Annotated in this window: 18 protein-coding genes; 12 read left to right on the forward strand and 6 right to left on the reverse strand. The window is 74.5% G+C overall.

The genetic code is table 11. The annotated features are described in order from the left end of the window. The first annotated feature begins 17 nt into the window (after positions 1 to 17). The 3 genes from J4E96_RS20435 to J4E96_RS12515 all read left to right on the forward strand — a co-directional run bounded on the left by J4E96_RS20435 (position 18) and on the right by J4E96_RS12515 (position 2,554). On the forward strand, positions 18 to 731 hold the full coding sequence (locus tag J4E96_RS20435) for a DUF222 domain-containing protein (RefSeq protein WP_406619836.1): 714 nt from the start codon (positions 18 to 20) through the stop codon (positions 729 to 731). Between the two features lie 167 nt (positions 732 to 898). Further along, positions 899 to 1,339 (forward strand): HNH endonuclease signature motif containing protein, encoded by a 441-nt coding sequence (locus J4E96_RS20440; RefSeq protein WP_406619837.1) that lies wholly within the window; start codon positions 899 to 901, stop codon positions 1,337 to 1,339. A gap of 255 nt (positions 1,340 to 1,594) precedes the next feature. Continuing rightward, positions 1,595 to 2,554: a patatin-like phospholipase family protein gene (locus J4E96_RS12515; protein WP_227422431.1), complete on the forward strand. Its 960-nt coding sequence runs from the start codon at positions 1,595 to 1,597 to the stop codon at positions 2,552 to 2,554. A 16-nt stretch (positions 2,555 to 2,570) separates the two neighbouring features. Here the strand turns inward: J4E96_RS12515 and J4E96_RS12520 are convergent, their stop codons facing one another. Then, the gene (locus J4E96_RS12520) at positions 2,571 to 3,467 is read right to left on the reverse strand and encodes a LysR family transcriptional regulator (RefSeq protein ID WP_227422432.1); all 897 of its coding nucleotides are present in this window, start codon (positions 3,465 to 3,467) and stop codon (positions 2,571 to 2,573) included. Between the two features lie 76 nt (positions 3,468 to 3,543). Between J4E96_RS12520 and J4E96_RS12525 the strand changes: the two genes are divergently transcribed. The 5 genes from J4E96_RS12525 to J4E96_RS12545 all read left to right on the forward strand — a co-directional run bounded on the left by J4E96_RS12525 (position 3,544) and on the right by J4E96_RS12545 (position 9,313). After that, entirely contained in the window at positions 3,544 to 4,290 is a 747-nt protein-coding gene (locus J4E96_RS12525; protein ID WP_227422433.1) for an aspartate/glutamate racemase family protein, read from the forward strand. A gap of 99 nt (positions 4,291 to 4,389) precedes the next feature. Then, positions 4,390 to 5,646 carry an aminotransferase-like domain-containing protein gene (locus J4E96_RS12530; protein ID WP_227422434.1) on the forward strand — a complete coding sequence of 419 codons (1,257 nt, stop codon included), beginning with the start codon at positions 4,390 to 4,392 and terminating at the stop codon, positions 5,644 to 5,646. An 89-nt stretch (positions 5,647 to 5,735) separates the two neighbouring features. Beyond that, the gene (locus tag J4E96_RS12535) at positions 5,736 to 6,458 is read left to right on the forward strand and encodes a class I SAM-dependent methyltransferase (protein ID WP_227422435.1); all 723 of its coding nucleotides are present in this window, start codon (positions 5,736 to 5,738) and stop codon (positions 6,456 to 6,458) included. Positions 6,459 to 6,506: 48 nt separating this feature from the next. Beyond that, complete coding sequence (locus tag J4E96_RS12540; protein ID WP_227422436.1) at positions 6,507 to 7,637, forward strand: flavin-containing monooxygenase; 1,131 nt, start codon at positions 6,507 to 6,509, stop codon at positions 7,635 to 7,637. A 203-nt stretch (positions 7,638 to 7,840) separates the two neighbouring features. After that, entirely contained in the window at positions 7,841 to 9,313 is a 1,473-nt protein-coding gene (locus J4E96_RS12545) for a glutamate synthase subunit beta (protein WP_227422437.1), read from the forward strand. A gap of 14 nt (positions 9,314 to 9,327) precedes the next feature. Here the strand turns inward: J4E96_RS12545 and J4E96_RS12550 are convergent, their stop codons facing one another. Continuing rightward, positions 9,328 to 9,543 carry a helix-turn-helix domain-containing protein gene (locus J4E96_RS12550; protein WP_227422438.1) on the reverse strand — a complete coding sequence of 72 codons (216 nt, stop codon included), beginning with the start codon at positions 9,541 to 9,543 and terminating at the stop codon, positions 9,328 to 9,330. A gap of 166 nt (positions 9,544 to 9,709) precedes the next feature. Next, entirely contained in the window at positions 9,710 to 10,054 is a 345-nt protein-coding gene (locus tag J4E96_RS12555; protein ID WP_227422439.1) for an ArsR/SmtB family transcription factor, read from the reverse strand. A 98-nt stretch (positions 10,055 to 10,152) separates the two neighbouring features. Between J4E96_RS12555 and arsD the strand changes: the two genes are divergently transcribed. From arsD to J4E96_RS12575, 4 genes are all read left to right on the forward strand, one after another. After that, complete coding sequence (gene arsD / locus J4E96_RS12560; RefSeq protein ID WP_227422440.1) at positions 10,153 to 10,539, forward strand: arsenite efflux transporter metallochaperone ArsD; 387 nt, start codon at positions 10,153 to 10,155, stop codon at positions 10,537 to 10,539. 1 nt (position 10,540) lies between these two features. Further along, positions 10,541 to 12,427 (forward strand): arsenical pump-driving ATPase, encoded by a 1,887-nt coding sequence (gene arsA, locus J4E96_RS12565; RefSeq protein WP_227422441.1) that lies wholly within the window; start codon positions 10,541 to 10,543, stop codon positions 12,425 to 12,427. Positions 12,428 to 12,491: 64 nt separating this feature from the next. Then, the gene (locus J4E96_RS12570; protein ID WP_227422442.1) at positions 12,492 to 14,285 is read left to right on the forward strand and encodes an ABC transporter ATP-binding protein; all 1,794 of its coding nucleotides are present in this window, start codon (positions 12,492 to 12,494) and stop codon (positions 14,283 to 14,285) included. 111 nt (positions 14,286 to 14,396) lie between these two features. Then, positions 14,397 to 14,543, forward strand: a complete 147-nt coding sequence (locus J4E96_RS12575) for a GPGG-motif small membrane protein (RefSeq protein ID WP_227422443.1) — start codon at positions 14,397 to 14,399, stop codon at positions 14,541 to 14,543. A 48-nt stretch (positions 14,544 to 14,591) separates the two neighbouring features. Here the strand turns inward: J4E96_RS12575 and J4E96_RS12580 are convergent, their stop codons facing one another. From J4E96_RS12580 to J4E96_RS12590, 3 genes are all read right to left on the reverse strand, one after another. Further along, the gene (locus J4E96_RS12580) at positions 14,592 to 16,268 is read right to left on the reverse strand and encodes an NAD-dependent malic enzyme (RefSeq protein ID WP_227422444.1); all 1,677 of its coding nucleotides are present in this window, start codon (positions 16,266 to 16,268) and stop codon (positions 14,592 to 14,594) included. Between the two features lie 91 nt (positions 16,269 to 16,359). Continuing rightward, positions 16,360 to 17,664 carry a nucleotide disphospho-sugar-binding domain-containing protein gene (locus J4E96_RS12585; RefSeq protein ID WP_227422445.1) on the reverse strand — a complete coding sequence of 435 codons (1,305 nt, stop codon included), beginning with the start codon at positions 17,662 to 17,664 and terminating at the stop codon, positions 16,360 to 16,362. Next, the gene (locus J4E96_RS12590; RefSeq protein WP_227422446.1) at positions 17,661 to 19,802 is read right to left on the reverse strand and encodes a glycosyltransferase; all 2,142 of its coding nucleotides are present in this window, start codon (positions 19,800 to 19,802) and stop codon (positions 17,661 to 17,663) included. The genes J4E96_RS12585 and J4E96_RS12590 overlap by 4 nt, the downstream gene beginning before the upstream one ends. Positions 19,803 to 19,889 lie beyond the last annotated feature (87 nt).

Consider the following 19,889-nt stretch of genomic DNA (forward strand, 5'->3'; position numbering starts at 1 on the left):
TGCGTAATGTCGTTTGCATGAACAGTTTTGAGGGACTCGCCGCGACCGCCGGGCGGGAGTTGAGCGTGGCGGACCGGCTGGCCCGGTTGCGGGCCGAGGTCGATGCCCTCGTTGCGATCGACCCGCGGGAACTCGGGGCGGGTGCGGTGGAGTTCTTCGATCAGGTGTTCGAGGCCTCCGACCGGCTGCACGCCGCCGCCGCGAGCGTCCTGCCCACGATCGACGACGACGGGATGTGGGCCTGCGCGGGGGCGCGGTCCTTCGCGTCCTGGGTCGCCGCGCGCGCCCGGGTGACCCGCGTCTACGCCCACCGCCTGACCCGCCTGGGCCGGGCCCTGACCGGTGACCTCACCCCCACCGCCGCCGCCATCCGCGCGGGCGGCCCCGAGCGCCTGGGGGTGGATCACGCGCAGATCCTGATCAGCGCCGCCGCCACCAGCGACCTACGCCGGACCCTGCTGGCCGACCCCGACCACGACTCCCAACACTTCCTGCTCACCCAGGCCCGCGCCCTGCCCGCCGACCAGTTCCGCCTCGTCGCCCACCGCTGGGCCGCCGTGGTCGACCCCGACGCCGACGAGCGCGGGTACCGCACCGCCACCGACCGCGAATACCTCGACTTCGCCGCCACCACCGGCGGCTACCACCTCGCCGGGTACCTCACCACCGACCACGGCCAAGCCCTCCTCGTCGCCCTGGACGCCGTCACGTCGAAGCCCGCACCCGCCTAGACCGCGGCCTCCTGCGCCGCGGCGCGATCATCCGCCCCCACCTGTCCGTCCTGATCGACTACCCCACCCTGCACCACCTCACCACCCACACCGACGCAGGAGACAAGACCGGACAGACGGGAACCTGCACCTGTCCGGCCGACGGGCTCGGGCCGGTCTCACCCGCGGTGTTCGAGGACGGACAGGTCGTCCCCCGCGCCGTGCTGGACTCCCTGCTGTGCGACGCCGCCATCAGCCGCTACATCTTCGGACCCGACTCCCAACTCATCAACATCGGCCGCACCGAACGCATCTACCCCGACGAGCTCCGCCGCGCCATCATCGCCCGCGACACACACTGCCAATACCCCGGCTGCACCGCCCCACCACGACTATGCGAAGCCCACCACACCAAACACTGGGGCCGCGACCACGGCACCACCGACGCCACCACCGGAGTCCTCCTGTGCTGGCACCACCACATCCACGTCCACACCCACGACATCGACATCACCTGGAAAACCCACCCCACCGAAACCAGCACCGAAAAACACGGCAAACGCAGCAGAAAAAACGCACCCACCGGCCACTGGGAATTCACCGACCGCAACGGAAACCTCATACAATAGGCCGGCCCGGGTACAGCCTCGGGCTGAGCATTCGACAGTTGCATGAATCACCAATCGCCACGTGCAGCCGGCACAATTCCCGTTGCCCAGGACGCCGCCGGCGCGCTACCGTCTCGTGGATCGTGTCCCCGTCGGCAGGAGGTGAGACCCATGAACGCGGTATCCACAGTGGGTGCTCCTGCGCAGTCCGTGCCGGCGCGACTGAGCTAGTCGCTACCGGGAGCGCCCCCATCGCATTCGCGAAAGGCGACTCCCATGACCGCGACACCTTCCCCAACCCCGCACGTCACCTCAACGACCTCCGACGCGACCGCGCGGGCGCGCATCCCGGGCGGCCGAGCGTTGGTGTTCGGCGGCGGCGGGTCGACAGGCAATGCGTGGCTGATCGGCGTCATCGCGGGCCTGTCCGAGGCTGGGCTGGATGTGACCACCGCCGATCTGACCATCGGGACGTCGGCCGGCGCGACGACCGCGGCCCAGCTCGTTGGCGCGACCCCGTCTGAGCTGCTGACCGCCATCCTCGCCGAAGCCCCCCAACAACGGAGCAATCCGGCCGGGTCCGCCCGAGGGCGCCCTCCGATCCGGCCGACGGCGGACCACCTGGAGCGGCTGCGCGCGATCATCGCCGCCGCCGACGATCCTGCTGACCTGCGCCGCAGAGTCGGCGCCGCCGCGCTCGCCATGGACCCGGCATCGGCCGACTCCTGGGGGACGCAGTGGCGCTCCATCGTCGCTGCGCGGCTGCCCCGTCGCCGCTGGCCGCGACGAGCCGTGCTCATCACGGCGGTGGATGCCCAGACCGGAGCACCGGTCGTGTTCGACCGCCACAGCGGAGTCGACCTGGCGGACGCCGTCGCCGCCAGCACTGCCGGAGGCGGCTTCGCCTACCCCATCGGCGTCCACCGCTACATCGATGGCGGCTACCGCTCCAACGCCGAGAATGCCGACCTGGCGGCCGGGTACGAGCGGGTGCTGGTGCTGTCGCCGCTCGGCGGCAGAACCCTGACTCCGGTGGCCTGGGGCCTGGACCTCGCCACCCAGGTCGACGAGCTGCGCGCAGGCGGCAGCAGAGTCGAGACGATCGTCCCCGACAGCACCTCCGAGCACCTGTTCGGCGCCAATGCGATGGATGCCTCGCTGCGTCCGCCTGCCGCTCGAGCCGGCTACGACCACGGCAGGGCCCTCGCGGGCCAGCTCGCCGAGTTCTGGCACTGACCCCTGGCGAGTCAGCTCATCGGCCCGCTACGCCGAGCGCCGCGAGCAGCCCACGCAGCGCGGGCGTCCCGGCCGCGTCGGCATGATGGGTCACCGCGAGCCGTCGGGAGCCCGCGCCGACGACGTCGCGCACCTCGACCCCGGGGTTAAGGACGCTGCGCAGCGCGAGCTCAGGCAGCAACGCGACCGCGAGGCCCTGCGCCACCAGCGACTGCACGATCACGTAGTCGTCGGTGCTGTGCCGCACGTCGGGCGTGAACCCCGCACGCGCACACACGCGCAGGAGGTGCTCGCTGCACTGCACGCAGCCACCGACCCACCGCTCGTCGGCGAGGTCCGCGAGCTGGATGCTCGTGCGCCCGGCGAGCCGATGGCCAGCCGGGAGCACGAGCCGGATGGCCTCGTCACCGAGCGGATGCTCGACTAGCGACCCGGCCGCGCCGCCCGGCCGCGCGGGCTCGTCGTCGTAGCGAAACACGAGCGCGGCGTCGACCTGGCCGAGCTCGAGCAGCGCAAGCGCCTGCGCCGGCTCGGCGTCCGTGAGCCGTACCTCGAGCCCCGGGGTCCGGCCGGTCATCACCTGCATCGCGGCGGGCACGAGCGTCGCGCCCGCCGTCGGGAAGGTCGCCAGCCGGACGCTTCCGGCCAGGCTGTCCGCGATCGCGGCCACCTCGGCATCGGCCGCGCGCAGGCGCGCGGCGACGGCGTTGGCGTGCTCGAGCACCACGAGCCCGGCCTCGGTCGCGACCGCGCCGTGCGCGCTGCGCACGATCAGCGGCACCCGGAGCTCGCGCTCGAGCGCGCGGACGTGCTGGCTGACGGCGGGCTGGGTCCAGCCGAGCTCGCGCGCCGCGGCGGCGAGGGAGCCGGCGCGGACGACCGTGCCAAAGATGAGTAGGCGCTTGGCGTCCATGACCCAAGTATGGCTTGGGGCGCGGCGTAGGAGAACGGTCTTCCGGTGGCGGTCCCGACGGACGACGATGGCACGCATGCAGACCACCGCCACGCAGGCCAGCACCCCGACCGCCGCCATGCAGACCATCGGCCTCCTCGGCGGGATGAGCTGGGACTCGTCCGCCACGTACTACCGGGTCATCAACGAGGAGGTGCGCCGGCGGCTCGGCGGGCACCACTGCGCGCAGGTCGTGCTCGTCTCGCTGGACTTCGGCCAGGTGCGCGAGCTCCAGCTGCGGGGCGACTGGGACGAGGCGGGAGCGATGCTCGCGGCCGGCGCCGCGCGGCTCGAGGCCGCCGGTGCGGACGTCCTGGTGCTGTGCACCAATCTCATGCACAAGGTCGCACCCTCGATCGAGGCCTCGGCCGGGGTCCCGCTGCTGCACATCGCCGACGCGGTGGGCGCGCGCGCCCGCGCGCTGGGAGCCGACCGCATCGGCCTCCTCGGGGCCCGCCAGGTCATGGAGGAGCCGTTCTACCGGGACCGGCTGCGCGAGCGCTGGGGCATCGAGGTGCTCGTGCCCGGGGACGACGATCGCACGCTCGTCGACCGGGTGGTCTTCGACGAGCTGACGACCGGCCGCCTCGAGCCCGCGTCCCGGCGCGCCTTCGTCGAGGTGATCGACCGGCTCGCCGGCCGGGGCGCGCAGGCGGTCGTGCTCGGCTGCACCGAGATCGGGCTGCTCGTCGGGCCCGCCGATACCGCGATGCCCCTGATCGACTCCGCGCTCGTGCACGCGCTCGCCGCGGTCGACGCCGCCCTGGCGGGGGTCGCGCGGTAACCTGCGGGCACGCACCTCGACCAGGGCCTTACCCCCGTGCCGCCGACGCGGAACCACCGCGCGCGCAAGCACGCCACGTGCCCGACCCGAGGATCTGCCATGACGACGCCCGCCGCCGCAGTCAACGCGACCACCAACGCCACTCCCCACGCGACAGCCCACGCGACGCCCCACGCCACCGCGCACCTCGCCGCCCGGATGCGCGGCGTGGCCAGCTCGCCGGTGCGCGACCTGCTCGCGCTGATCGCGCGGCCCGAGGTGATCTCGTTCGCCGGCGGCCTGCCGGCGCCCGAGCTGTTCGACGTCGCGGGGCTGCGCGCGGCGTTCGACCACGTCCTGGCGGGCCCCTCCGCGAGGCGCGCGCTCCAGTACGCGCCGACCGAGGGCGACCCCGACCTGCGCGCCCTCGTCGCCGCGCGCCTGACCCGCCGCGGGCTGCCGACGACGGCCGCCGAGCTGCTCGTCACCACCGGCTCCCAGCAGGGGCTGGCCCTGGTCGCGACCGCGCTGCTCGACCCGGGCGCCGTCGTCGCCGTCGAGGAGCCGACCTACCTGGCCGCGCTCCAGGCCTTCCAGCTGCTCGGGGCGCGGATCGTCGCGGTCCCCGGCGACGACGACGGCCTCGACCCGGCAGCGCTCGCCGAGGTGATCGAGCGGGAGCGGCCGTCGCTGCTGTACCTGGTGCCCACGTTCGCGAACCCCACGGGCCGGACGCTCAGCGCGCCGCGCCGCGCGCTCGTCGCCGAGCTCACGGCCGCGCACGACCTCTGGGTGATCGAGGACGACCCGTACGGCGAGCTGCGCTACCGCGGGGACGCGATCGCGGCGCTGGCGGCCGAGCCGGCCGCGGCGGGGCGGACCCTGCACCTCGGCAGCTTCTCCAAGATCGGCGCGCCCGGGCTTCGCCTGGGGTGGCTGCGCGCGCCCGCGGAGCTCATGCCCGCGCTCGTGGTCGCCAAGCAGGCGGCCGACCTGCACACCTCGACGATCGACCAGGCGGCAGCCGCGCGCTGGCTCGCGACGACCGACCTCGACGCCCACGTGCACGCGCTGTGCGACGCGTACCGCGTGCGGCGGGACACGATGCTCGCCGCCCTCCCGGCGGCGCTCCCGGCGGGCAGCACCTGGAGCGATCCGGACGGCGGCATGTTCGTGTGGGTCCGGCTGCCGGCCGGCTTCGACACCGAACGGCTCCTGCCCCAGGCGCTCGCCCGCGACGTCGCGTTCGTGCCCGGCGCGCCGTTCTTCCCGGCCGAGCCGGACCGCCGCACGTTGCGCCTGTCGTTCACGACGCAGCCCCCGGACCGGATCGACGCGGGGCTCGCGCGCCTCGGCGCGGCCTTCGGCCAGGCCTGAGCACCCCGCCAACGCCTGAGCAGGTCGGCATCGCTGAGCCGGCCCAGCGGTCCCGCATCGGGACCGCGGCGCGGGCATAGCCTGCGCCCATGGAGACCCTGCCCGACTCGAACGAGGCCATCTGGAAGTCCGCGCAGCACGTCCGCGAGCGCGCGACCAAGACCGCCGAACGCGAGCAGAGGTCCGCCGCGCAGTGGCGGCTCCTGGGCCTGCTCCTGCCGTTCGACACCCAGGACGAGTTCACGTTCGCGGACCTGGGCGCGGGGACGGGCTCCGCGGCGCGCGCGATCCTCGCGCAGTATCCCCGGAGCACCGCGGTCCTCGCCGACTTCTCCGCCGAGATGATCGCCGTCGGCACGCAGGAGATGCAGCCGTTCGAGGGGCGGTACCGCTACGTCGAGTTCGACATGTCGACGCCAGCCTGGCCGGCGGCGATCCCCGCGGGGCTGGACGCCGTCGTGACCTCGATGAGCGTGCACCACCTCCCGGACGCGCGCAAGGAGGGGCTGTTCGCCGAGATCTTCGACCACCTGCGCCCCGGCGGCTGGTACGTCAACTACGACTCCGTCCGCTCGGCGGACCCCGCAGTGTCCGCGACCTGGGTGCGGGTCGCCGACCGCGAGGACCCGCTCGCCGCGGACGCGCGGGCGCGCCGGACCCCCGCGGAGCTCGCCCGGCGCGCGAACCACGAGCGCGACCTGATCCCCCTCGCGCAGCAGCTGGACTACCTGCGCGCCGCGGGGTACCGCGGCATCGACGTCTACTGGAAGCACCTGGACGACGTCGTCATCGGCGGATACCGCCCCGCATGATCGGCGGATACCGCCCCGCGTAACCGGCCCGCCGTCTACCGTGGGCCGATGACCGCGGACGTCGACGTCGACACCCTCATCATCGGCGCCTCGGCCGCGGGCCTGGCCACGGCCGCCTGCGTGCGCACGTCGGGTCGCTCGGTCGAGATCCTCGAGGCCGCCGACGCCGTCGGCCCGGCCTGGCGCGGTCACTACGACCGGCTGCACCTGCACACCCCGAAGTCCATCTCCGCGCTGCCCGGGTTGCGCATGCCGGCCTCCTGGCCGAGGTACCCGTCCCGCGACCAGGTCGTCGAGTACCTCGAGCGGTATCGCGCGCACCACCGCCTGGCACCCCTCTTCGGCCAACGCGTCACCCGGCTCGAGCGCGCCGGCGGCGCCTGGGTCGCGACGACGGCCGACGGCGATCGCCGGGCGCGCGCCGTCGTCGTCGCGACCGGCGCGAACCGCGAGCCGGTGCGGCCGAGCTGGCCGGGTCAGGACGACTTCGGCGGGCAGGTCCTGCACTCGAGCCAGTACCGCAGCGGGGCAGCCTGGGCGGGACGCGCCGTGCTCGTCGTCGGCTTCGGCAACTCCGCCTGCGAGCAGGCGATCGACCTCGTCGAGCACGGCGCGCACCCGCACCTGTCCGTCCGGTCGCCCATCAACGTCATCCCCCGCGACGTGTTCGGCACGATTCCGGTGCTCCAGCTCGGCATCGCCCTGCGGCACCTGCCGCCGGCCGTCTCGGACGCGCTCGCCGCGCCGCTGGTCCGCCTCACGATCGGTGACGTCCGCGACGTCGGCCTGCGCAAGCTGCCCTACGGGCCGAACACGCAGATGGCGCGCGACCGGCACATCCCGCTCCTCGACATCGGCACCATGGCGCACCTGCGGGCCGGCCGGATCGGTGTGCACCCCGGGATAGCCCGGTTCACCCCACGCGGCGTCGTCTTCACCGACGGCGCGGCGCTCGACGTCGACGCGGTCGTGCTCGCCACCGGCTACCGACCGGCGCTCGAGCAGTTCCTCACCCCGTGGCGCGAGGTCTGCGACGACGACGGCGTGCCCCTCGCCTCGGGCCGACAGACCGCCCTGGCGGGCCTGTACTTCTGCGGCCAGTTCGTATCGCCCGCTGGGATGCTCCGCGAGATCGGGATCGAGGCCCGTAGGATCGCGGCCCTGCTCGCGACGGCGTGACTGCGTGACGGCGTCGATGGACGATGGACGACGGCCGACGGCCGACGGCCGACGGCCGACGGCCGAGGCGGGACGTTCGATCCACGATCGGGCGCCGCGACGGGCCTAGCGTTCCGTGCAGGTGTGCGCCCCCACTCGGTGGACGGCTCTGCCCGAGCTGGCTGTGCCCGAACTGATGTGCCCCTGACCCGGAGGTGGGACCGATGGCCGATCCGCGTGGCTTCCTGACGACCCGCGAACGCGAGCTGCTCACCGACCGCCCGGTCGCGGTGCGCATCCTCGACTGGCGCGAGGTGCACGCCCACCGCGCCGGCCACGCCGACGACCTCGCCGCGCTGCACCGCCAGTCGGGCCGCTGCATGGACTGCGGCGTACCGTTCTGCCACAGCGCCTGCCCCCTGGGCAACCTCGTGCCCGAGTGGAACGACCTCGTGTGGCGCGGGCAGTGGGCGGACGCCGCCGACCGGCTGCACGCGACGAACAACTTCCCGGAGTTCACGGGCCGGCTGTGCCCGGCGCCGTGCGAGGCGGGCTGCGTGCTGGGCATCAACCAGCCGCCGATCACGATCAAGAACGTCGAGGCGTCGATCATCGACGAGGCGTACGCCCGCGGCCTCGTGGTCCCGCAGATCCCGCAGTGGCTCACGGACAAGGCCGTCGCCATCGTGGGCTCCGGGCCGGCCGGCCTCGCCGCCGCGCAGCAGCTCACCCGCGCCGGGCACACCGTCGCCGTGTTCGAGCGCGCCGACCGCATCGGCGGGCTGCTGCGGTACGGGATCCCCGAGTTCAAGATGGAGAAGCGGCACATCGACCGCCGGCTCGCGCAGATGGAGGCCGAGGGCACGCGCTTCCGCCCCGGCGTCGATGTCGGGCGCGACATCAGCGGCGACGAGCTGCGGCGCCGGTACGACGCCGTCATCCTCGCCGTCGGGTCGACGACGCCGCGCGATCTGCCCGTCCCCGGCCGCGGCAGCGCCGGCGTGCTGCAGGCGATGGAGTACCTCCCGCCGGCGAACCGGGTGGCCGCCGGCGAGGTGCTCACCGATCAGGAGCTCGCCACCGGCAAGGACGTCGTGGTCATCGGCGGCGGCGACACCGGAGCGGACTGCGTCGGGACCGCCGTGCGCCAGGGCGCGCGCTCGGTCACGCAGCTCGAGATCATGCCGCAGCCGCCGCAGGAGCGACCCGACAGCCAGCCGTGGCCGACCTACCCGACGCTGTACCGGATCGCCAGCGCGCACCAGGAGGGCGTCGAGCGGACCTACGCGGTCAGCACGCAGGAGCTCCTCGCCGACGACGCCGGTCGGGTGCGCGCGCTGCGCCTGGTCGACATCGAGCTCGTGGCCGGGCGCCCGACCGCGATCGAGGGGTCCGAGCGCGAGCTGCCCGCCCAGCTCGTGCTCCTGGCGATGGGGTTTACCGGGCCGGAGCAGGGCCCGCTGCTCGCGCAGTTCGGCGCGACCCTGACGCCCCGCGGCGCGATCGAGCGCACGGACACCTTCGGGACCGACGTGCCGGGCGTCTTCGTCGCGGGCGACGCCGGTCGCGGACAGTCGCTGATCGTCTGGGCGATCGCCGAGGGCCGGGCGGCGGCCGCCGCGGTCGACGCCTACCTCACCGGGAGCACCGCGCTGCCAGCGCCCATCACGGCCAGCACGGTGTCGATGCGCGCCTGAGTCGAGCTGCCGGGTCAGTGGATGCCGGCCGCGAGCGCCCAGGTGATCGCGTCGAGGCGGGTCTGTACGCCGATCTTGCGGTAGAGGCTGCGCACCTGCGACTTGACCGTGTTCCGGGTCACGAACAGCCGCGTGGCGATCTGCTCCAGCGTCGCGCCGTCCAGGAGCTGGGTCAGGACGACGACCTCCCGGCGCGTGAGGCGGGGGTTCGGCTGCGGTGCGACCCGCATCGGTGCTTCCTGCAGTGACGCGCCTTGAAGTGACGTACCGGGCGGCCGGATCAGTTCGATGGTGCTCACGGTGACCTCGGAGTGCTCACGGCCGTTCCCGGCCTCCGGATGGGTGTCACCGTCAGGAGGCCGGGCTTGCCGCGCGAGATACGTGCGAGATCCTCGCCTAGGTCGCGCAGGCGGGCCGCAGCCGCGGGGTCTGGCCAGCCGCGCCGCCGATGCCCCGCAGCCCGGTCAGCGCCGCAGCAAACGCACCCGGCGCGAGCCGGTACCAGGTGAATCGGCCCTCGGACTCGGCGAGCACGACCCCGGCCTCGCGCAGCAGGCGCAGGTGATGGCTGATAGTCGTCTGCTTCGCCCCGGCGAGCTCGACGAGGTGGCACGTGCAGAGCTGCTCGCGCGCCAGCGAGTCGACGATCAGCAGCCGGAGCGGATCGGCGAGCAGGGCGAACTGGGCCGCGAGCGCCGGCAGGGTCGCGGGGTCGGGCTGGATCGTCACGGCCGAGATCATGGCCATAGCGTAAGACACATCAGCCAACTTTGATATCAGTCCGTGCTGATGCATGATGGAGACGGAACATCGATATGCATCGATCTAGGGAGCGCGACGTGGTCACGGTAGAGGTCTTCGATCCGGCGATGTGCTGTACGACCGGGGTGTGCGGGACGGACGTCGACCCGGTCCTGGCCCGGTTCGCGGCCGACCTCGACTGGCTCGCGGCCCAGGGAGTCGCGATCGAGCGCGCGACGCTCGCGCAGGAGCCCGGCAAGTTCGTCGCGAACGAGCTCGTGCGGGCGGCGCTCGACGCCGTCGGCACCGCGGCGCTGCCCGCCGTCGTCGTGGACGGCGCACTGAAGTCGACGGGCGCCTACCCCGCCCGCGACCAGCTGTCGGCCTGGGCGGGAGTCGCCCCGGTCACGACCCTGGCCGGGCTGCCCGCGGCGATGTCCGCGCTGCCGATGGCCGGCGGGTGCTGCGGCGGCGGGTCCTGCTGAGATGACGAGCGCCCCGGAGTCGACCGGCACCGTCGCCCGCCCCGAGATCCTGACCGCCGTGCTCGCCAATCCGACCCGGTACCTGTTCTTCACCGGCAAGGGCGGCGTCGGCAAGACCTCGTGCGCGGCCGCGACGGCGATCGCGCTGGCCGACGCGGGGCGCCGCGTCCTGATCGTCTCGACCGACCCCGCGAGCAACCTCGCCGAGGTGTTCGCCATGGGCGACGTGACCGGCTCCGCGCCGGTCGCCGTCCCGGGGGTGGTGAGCCTCGCCGTCGTCAACATCGACCCGGCGGCCGCGGCCGCGCACTACCGCGAGCGCGTCGTCGGCCCCTACCGCGGAGTGCTCCCCGCCGACGCCGTCGCGTCGATCGAGGAGGAGCTGTCCGGGTCCTGCACCGTCGAGGTCGCCGCGTTCAACGAGTTCGTGACGCTGCTGACCGACCCGGCCGTCGCGGCGACCTACGACCACGTCGTCTTCGACACCGCCCCGACCGGGCACACTCTGCGCCTGCTCGCCCTGCCCGCCGCCTGGACCGGGTTCCTCGCGACCAACACCGCGGGCGTGACCTGCGTCGGGCCCGTCTCCGCGCTCGGCCAGGCGCAGGAGTCCTACGCCGGCGCGCTCGCGACGCTGCGGGACCCGGCGGTCACGACGATGATCCTGGTGACCCGCCCCGAGGCGTCCGCCCTCGCGGAGGCGGCCCGCGCCGCCCACGAGCTGCGCACTCTCGCGATGACCCAGCAGCGGCTGATCGTCAACGGCGTGCTCGCCGCGGGCACCAGCGCCGACGTCGTCGCGCTCGCCCGCGCGGGCCGCGAGGCCGACGCGCTGGCCGCGCTGGCCCCCGAGCTCGCCCACGTGCTGTCCGTCGACACGGTCCCGCTGCTCGCCCGGGCCCCCCTGGGAGTCGCCGGGCTGCGCGCTGCTCTCGCGCCCGCTCCCCCGGATGCGCCGCTGGGTGCGCCGCTGGCCGCCGTCACCGGCGCGCCCGGGGCCGCCACGACTGCCCCCGCCACCACCGGGCGCGACGTCCCCGGGGTGGCGCTGCGCGACGTCGTCGACGCCGTCGCGGCGGCCGGGCCTGGCCTCGTCCTGACGATGGGCAAGGGTGGGGTCGGCAAGACGACCGTCGCCGCCGCGATCGCCCTCGCGCTCGCCGACCGCGGGCTCCCCGTGTCGCTCACCACGACCGACCCGGCGGCGCACGTCGACGACGTGCTGCCCGATCCGCCCGCGAACCTCACGATCACGCGGATCGACCCGGTCGCCGAGACGGCCCGCCACACCGCGCACGTGCTGGCCACGGCGGGCAGCCACCTCGACGCCGCGGCGCGGGACCTGCTCGCCGAGGACCTGCGCTCGCCGTGCACCGAGGAGGTCGCGGTGTTCCACGCCTTCGCGCGCACGATCGCCGACGCTGCGGGCCGCTACGTCGTGATCGACACCGCGCCGACCGGGCACACGCTCCTGCTGCTGCAGTCGTCCGCGGCCTTCGCCCGCCAGGGCCAGTCGGGGGCCGACGCCCCCGCCGCGACGCTCTTCGGGTCCCTCAGCGACCCCGAGCACACCCGGATCCTGCTCGTCGCACTGGCGGAGGCCACCCCCGTGCACGAGGCCCAGGCGCTCCAGGCAGACCTCGCCCGCGCGGGGCTCGCGCCCTTCACCTGGGTGGTCGACTCGTCCCTGGCGGCCACGGCGACGACCCATCCCGTGCTGCGCGCCCGCGCCGACCAGGAGTCCCGCTGGCTCGCCGAGATCGCCGCGTCCAGCCCGCGCCCGCCCGCGGTGATCGGCTGGCTGCCCGAGGTCCCCACCGGCGCCGCCGGGCTCCGTCAGCTCACCGCACCCCCGACAGCGGCCCCGGCCACGACTGCGCGAGGATGACTGCCGGTCCGGCCCGCCGCCCGACCAGCCTCACGCCCGCCCGACCCTCAGGGAGCCCTCACCCGTGCGCAGCATTCTCCGGATCCTCGGCTCGGTCAGGGAGCTCTGGCCCTACTACGCGGCAATCGTCGCGTGCTCGCTCGGGGTCGCCGTCACCGGCCTGCTGACGCCGTTCATCATCAAGGCGGCGACCGACTACGTGGTCGCCGCGACGGAGGGTGAGGCGACCGGCATCTCGACGGTCGTCTGGTTGGCCGCCGCGCTGCTCGCCGCCGACCTCACGAACACGCTGCTCACCAACGTCGGCGGGTACCTCGGCGACACGATGGCGGCCAAGCTCCGGGCGGCGCTGTCGGGCCGCTACTTCGCCAAGCTGCTCTCGCTCCCGCAGCGGTACTTCGACGGCGAGCTCACCGGGACCGTCATCAACCGGCTCTCGCGCTCGATCACCGAGACCACCAGCTTCCTGAACATGTTCGCGAACTCGTTCTTCCAGATGGTGCTCACCGTGGTGGCGGTGCTCGCGATCACGGCCTTCTACTCGTGGCCGATGGCGCTCCTGCTCGCGGTCGTCTACCCGATCTTCATGTGGCTGACCACGATCACCAGCGCGCGGTGGCAGGAGCTCGAGGCGAGGAAGAACCACGAGTTCGACGTCGCGGGCGGGCGCTTCGCGGAGGTCATCGGGCAGATCCGCGTGGTCAAGAGCTTCGTCCAGGAGCGGCTCGAGCTCAGCGGGTTCACCGCCCGCTACGACCGGACGGTGCGGATCACGCGCACGCAGTCGCGCTACTGGCACACGATGGACACCTCGCGCCGCGCCGCGCTCAACGTCATCTTCTTCGGCGTCTTCGCGATCCTGTTCGCGCAGACCGTCCGGGGCGTCTTCACAATCGGCGTGATGGTGCTGCTCATCCAGCTCGTGAACATGGCCCGGCAGCCGGTGTTCTCGATGAGCTTCCTCGTCGACTCCTCGCAGCGCGCGATCGCCGGGAGCCGGGACTACTTCACCGTGATGGGCGAGCTCGCGGAGGCCGACGGCCTGCCCGAGCCCGCCGACCGGCCCGAGGGCGCCGGCCGCGCGCCGGTCGCGATCGAGTTCGACGGGGTGTCCTTCGGGTACCCCGGCGGCGAGGACGTGCTGCGCGAGGTCGCCTTCTCGATCCGCGCGGGCGAGCACGTCGCATTCGTGGGCGAGAGCGGCGGCGGCAAGACCACCCTGGTGAGCCTGCTGCTGCGCCTGTACGCGCCCAGCGTCGGCACTATCCGGATCGGCGGGACGGACGTCGCCGGGCTCCCGCTCGAGGACGTCCGCGCCGACGTCGGCGTCGTGTTCCAGGACCCGTCGCTGTTCTCGGGCACGATCCGCGAGAACATCGCGTACGCCCTGCCGGGCGCCTCGACCGAGGAGATCGTCGCCGCGGCCACGGCGGCGAACGCGCACGACTTCATCTCCCGGTTCGCCCGGGGCTACGACTCCCAGATCGGCGAGCGCGGGCTCAAGCTCTCCGGCGGGCAGAAGCAGCGCATCGCCGTCGCGCGCGCGATCCTCAAGGACGCGCCCGTCCTCGTCCTCGACGAGGCCACGAGCTCGCTCGACTCGAAGTCGGAGCGGCTCGTGCAGGAGGGCCTCGAGCGCCTGATGACCGACCGGACCACGCTCATCATTGCCCACCGCCTGTCGACGATCTCAGCCGTCGACCGCATCGTCACGCTGCGCGACGGGCGCGTCGACGAGATCGGCACCCCGGCGGAGCTCGCCGCGACGACCGGCATCTACGCCGAGCTCCTGGCCCTGCAGGCCTCAGCGACGACCAAGGACCGCAAGCGCATGCACCGGTACGACATCCGGTCCTAGCGCGGGCGGGACTGCGGCTCAGACTGCGGAGCGGGCCGAACCGGGTTACGTTGCCTGGGCCCTCCTGGTCCGCGGGAGGGGCGCACTCCCCCGGCAAACAAAGGCACCCCCATGACAACGCTCCTGTGGATCCTCGCGGTCGTCCTCGTCATCGCCGGCGTCGCCGCGATCCTCCGCAAGCAGCTCCTGTGGGGCATCGTGCTCATCGTCGTCGGCCTCCTCGTCGGCCCGGGCGGCACCAGCATCTTCACGAGCTAGCCCCTCGCCACGCCCCCGGACTACCCGCCGCGCCGTGCCCGCCAGGGGCTAGGTCAAGGGCGGGTAGCCGGGGAGCCAGCGCGCGGCGCGGACGAGGCGCTCGATGTCCTCGGGCGAGCGCGGGTCGGCCGAGCCGTCCGCGATCGCCGCGGTCGCGACCGCGATCGCGACGTCGATCGCGACGTCGGCCAGCCGGTCGAGCGCGGGCAGCACCGCCCCGCGCGGGTCGGTGTGGATCGTCGCGTTGCGCGCGATCGCATCGGCCGCGGCCGTGAGCATCGGGTCCGTGATCCGGCGGGCGCCGATGGCGACGGCGGCGAGGCCGATCGCCGGGAAGACGTAGATGTTGTTGCACTGAGCGACGGCGACCTCGCCGCGAGCCGTGCGCATCGGTGGGAACGGCGAACCGGTCGCGACCAGCGCCGCACCCCCGGTCCAGTCGGCGAGATCCTGCGGGTCGGCCTCGCTGTGGCTCGTCGGGTTGGACAGCGGCATGATGATCGGCCGCCGCGCGGCCCCCGCCATCGCGCGGACGACGGCCTCGGTGAACGCGCCGGCCGCCGTGGACAGCCCTAGCAGCGCCGTCGGACGCGCGTGCTGGACGACGGCGAGCAGGTCGGGCGCGCCGTCGGCCGGCCACCACGCGCGCACCGCCGCCGCCGGCTGCGCGAGGCGCCGCTGGGCCGGGCTGAGGTCGGTGCGGTCGTCGGTGAGCAGGCCGACGGCGTCGACGACCTGGATCCGGGCGCGGGCCTGCGCGTCGGTGTCGCCCTGCGCGATCATCGTCCGCACGATCTGCTCGCAGACCCCGACGCCGGCGGACCCGGCGCCGACCATGACGATCCGCTGGTCGCGCACCGCCGACGACGTCGCCACGCACGCCGCCGTGAGCGCCGCCACCACGACCGCCGCGGTGCCCTGGATGTCGTCGTTGAACGTCAGCAGCCGCTCGCGGTACCGCTCGAGCAGCGGCAGCGCGTGCTCGGTCGCGAAGTCCTCCCACTGCAGCAGCACGTCGGGCAGCTCGGCGCGGACCGCCTCGACGAACTCGTCGACGAACGCGTCGTAGTCGGCGCCGCCGACGCGGTGGTGCCGCCAGCCGAGGTAGGCCGGGTCGGCGAGCCGGTCGGCGTTGTCCGTCCCGACGTCGAGCACGATCGGCAGGGTGCGCGCGGGGTCGATCCCGCCCAGCGCCGTGTAGAGCGAGAGCTTGCCGATCGGGATGCCGAGCCCGCCGATGCCCTGGTCGCCGAGGCCGAGGATGCGCTGACCGTCGGTCACGACCACGACGTCGACGTCGCGCCGCGGCCGGTTGCGGAGCACCTCGCGCAGGTGCCCGCGCTGGAGGTAGGAGACGAACAGCCCGCGCGGGCGGCGGTAGATCGCGCTGAACCGTTCGCACGCCTCGCCGACCGTCGGCGTGTAGACGATCGGCAGGAGCTCGCCGACGTGCTGGCGGATGAGCTCGTAGAAGACGACCTCGTTGCTGTCCTGCAGCGCGCGCACGTTGATGTGCCGGCGGATGTCGGTGTTCTGCGCGCGGAACGAGACGTAGGCCCGGTCGACCTGCTGCTGCAGGTCCTCAACGGCCGGCGGGATCAGCCCGTGCAGCCCCAGCGCGGTGCGCTCGGCCGGCGTGAACGCGGTGCCGCGGGCGAGCAGCGGATCGTGCAGCAGCCGCTCGGTGCTGGCTGTAGCGGGCGGGCTGGGCACAATGGTGGGCACGCGGGGCTCCCGAGGTCGGTGATGGCACAACCGGTGGTCAGGGCACGGCGGGCCGACACGGCTTCGCCCGCCACGGTACAGGCAGCGCCGGTCAGGCCACCGCGACCATCGTGCCGAGCGCGCGGGCCGGGCCGGGGTCGGCGCGCAGGGACGCGCTCAGCGCCGCGAGCCGACGCCGGACCTCGGGTTCGAGGGACAACAGCCGGGTCGCGGCAGCCTCGATTTCGGGCGCGCCCGCCGCATTCGGGTCGAGCGCGACGGCGTAGCCCGCGGCCTCGAGCGCGGCCGCCCCGGCGAACTGATCGGTCGAGAACGGCAGCGCCAGCATCGGCACACCCGCGGTGAGCGCCTCGGTCACGCTGTTGTTGCCCGCGTGCGTGACGGCGAGCGCCGCGTGGTCCAGCAGGGTGACCTGCGGCAGGAAGCTCCGCACGAGCCACGACGCGGGGATCGGGCCGAGCTCGTCGGGGCTCGTCGCGCCGAGCGCGACCGCGACCCGGACGTCGAGCCCGCGCAGCGCGTGTGCCACCCGCGCGAGCACGTCGGACCGCACCGACAGGAAGCTCCCGAAGCTCACGTACACGACGGGCTGGGCGGACTCCGCGAGCCACGCCTGCACCTGCGGGTCCGGGGCCTCGCCGCGCACGGCCGAGCCCAGGAAGGCGTGCGGCGGCAGCAGGCGGGTGCGCGCGTCGTCGTGCAGCTCGCCCGGGTAGTTGAGCAGGAGCAGGTCGCCGCTCTCGGCGAAGGCGTCGGAGCTCGCGGGCGCGCCGGGGTCGAGCAGCGCGAGCGCGTCGTTCCACTGCGCGGTGAACGAGTCCCGCACGCCCGCGCACAGCGAGGCGAGCGCAGCGAGGTCGCCGCCGTCGGGCTCGAAGCAGGTCGGCCACGCGGGCGGGTAGCCGTACACCTCGGAACCGACCGTGAGCGCCGTCGGGTGACCGAGCACGACGTCGGCGTGCGCGACGCCGGCGCTCGCCAGCGCGAGCCGAGCGCTGAACGCGAGGTGGTCGACGATCACGTGGTCGGGCCGCACCGACTCGACGACGCGCTGCACCGCGCGCGCGGTGCCGACCGGGTTCCAGAGCAGGTCGGCGCCCCGCGCCTGCGCCTGGAACCGCAGCGTCTCGACCATCCCGAGCCGGGTCGCGGCGAAGAACCCCCGCAGCGCGTCGTCCTCGCCGCGCGGCTGCTCGTCGGCCCGGATCACGCCCGGGTTGGACCCCCGGCCCAGCTGCAGGTTCTCGCGCTCGAACCCGAACGCCGTGACGATCCCGGCGGTCGCCGGGCCCGACGCGACCACCACGCGCTCGCCCGCGTCGAGCCACGCCGAGCCGAGCGTCGCGAGGGGGAACAGGTGCGAGGCGTAGTCGGGGCTGATGATGAGCAGGGTCACCGCAGGCTCAGCGCCAGGTCGGCCGGCGAGTGCGCGCTCACGTCGCGGTAGACGGCCGCGAGCGCTCGCGCCATCGCTCCGATCGTGAAACGGCGTCGGACGAGCTCGAGCGCGAGACCGGCGCCGTCCTGCGCGCTCGGGCCCGCCGCGAGCGCCAGCGCGTCGCGCAGCCCGGCGGCGAGGGCGGCGCCGTCGGTGGTGTTCACGAGGAAGCCCGTGACGCCGTCGGCGACGTACGTCGCGGGGCCGCCGCCGGCGGGCGCGACGACGGGGAGCCCTGCCGCCAGCGCCTCGAGCAGCGCGATCCCGAACTCCTCCTTGACGCTCGCGCAGACGTACGCGCCGTGCGGCGCGGCGAGCCCCGGGCGGCCGTACCGCGCGGCGGCGAGCCAGCTCGCGACCTCGGAGTTGGGCCGGTGCCCCGCGAGCAGCAGGCCGCGCGCGGGCGCGCCGGCGAGCGGCACGGCGGACTCGATCGCGGCGAGCTCGCCGCGCTCGGGCTCCGACGGGTCGGCCAGGTCGCCGCCGACGACGAGCAGGTTGCACCGGTCTCGCAGGTCCGGGTCCGCCGCCCACGCGGCCACCAGCGCGGCCATGCCCTTGACGCGATGCAGCCGGCCGACCGTGACCGCGAGCGGCAGGGTCCGGCGCTCGGCGGGCAGCGTGCGCAGCAGCGCGTCGAGGGAGTCGAGCGCGAGGTCTCCGGCCGCCGGCAGCGCGGCGACGGTGCGGCCGGCCCGCTCGATCACGCCCAGGTCGATGCCCTCGGCGACGACGGAGTGCCGCCGCGGGGCGGCCTCGAGGTCGAGGCCGACGAGCGTGCGCAGGTCGCGCTCGAGGTCCGGGCGCGGGAACAGGACGAGGTGCGCGGCGTCCGCCGCGAGGCGCTGGACGAGCCGGACCTTGAACCAGTAGTGCTCGGCCGCGTCGGCCCCCCCGAACGTGGCCCGCGTCAGCGCGCCGGAGTCCTCGAGCGCCTGCAGCGCGACGTGCGGGTCGGGCGCCACGGTGAACACGACCGGGAGCTCGAGCTCACGGGCGACGGCCGCGGCCGCGAGCGACCCGACGTCGGCCATCCGCAGGTGGATCGCGTCGACCGGTCCGGCGGCGCGCAGGACCCGGCGCAGCCCGCGCTGGGCCGCGACCCGCTGCGGCCACGCGTCGGCCGCCGTGGGCGCCGGCCCGACGAAGGGCACCGTCGCGAAGGCGTGCCCCGGCAGGGTCGACCCCACCTCGAGCAGCCCGGCGAGCGTGCCGTCGTGCCGGCCCCGGGAGATGGTCACGACCCGTTCGACCTCGTCCGTCGCGACGAGGGCGTCGCCGAGGCGCACGAGCAGCGTGGCGATGCCCCCGTTGTCGCCGGCGCCGACGTGGGCGAGCTCGCGGTCGAGGTCCGCCGGCAGGAACAGCTGGGCGACGGTCGCGCCGCGGCTCCAGGGGGCGCGCAGGCGCGGGCGGGCGGTGAGGTCGAAGAGCGCGAGCCGCGCGGCGTCGGCGAGCTCGTCGCCGCCCTGCGCGCTCGCGGTCAGCAGCGCGAGGGTCGCGTCGCTCGGGCTGCGGTCGCCGAGCGCCGCGACCGCCGCGATGCGGGCGCCCCGGCCCTCGTCGTCGTCGTCGGCCACCCGCCGCAGGAGCTGCTCCGCGAGCCGGCCCGGGACGAGGCCGAGGGTCTCGACGAGGCGGGCCCGGGCCGCCGGCTCGGCAACGCCGAGCAGGGCGCCCTCGAGCGCGAGGACGAGGTGGTCGGGCGTCAGCGGCGCCCACTGTTCGAGCGTGCGCTGCGCGAGCATGCCGCCGAACCCGCCCCCGACCGCCATCCGCACGAGACCGGAGACGGCGGCGACCTGCGGCCGGCGCGCGCCGAGGGCCCAGGCGGCGTGCTCGGCGAGGAAGCCCCGGTCGCGGAGCAGGGCGACGAGCGCGTCGTCGGCGGCCGGGTCCACGACCTGGGCGAGCGCGTGCACCGCGCCGATCGCCACGAGCTGGTCGTCCGGGTCCCGCGTCGCGTCGACCAGCAGCCGGACGGCGCGCGCCCCGCCGTCGTGCGTCGCCGCGACCGCGAGGGCGTCGGCCGCGCGGATCCCTGCGAGGATCGACGGCGCGTGCCGCATCGCGTCGAGCGCTGAGTCTGTCCCCACGGTTGCACTCCCTGTCGGTGTCGCGGGCGACGTCCCGGCGTCGTCCACGGCAAGGATCCCCCAGGTGCGCCCCGCCCGCCCGTCGGC

Source organism: Pengzhenrongella sicca, assembly GCF_017569225.1.
Lineage (GTDB): Bacteria > Actinomycetota > Actinomycetes > Actinomycetales > Cellulomonadaceae > Pengzhenrongella > Pengzhenrongella sicca.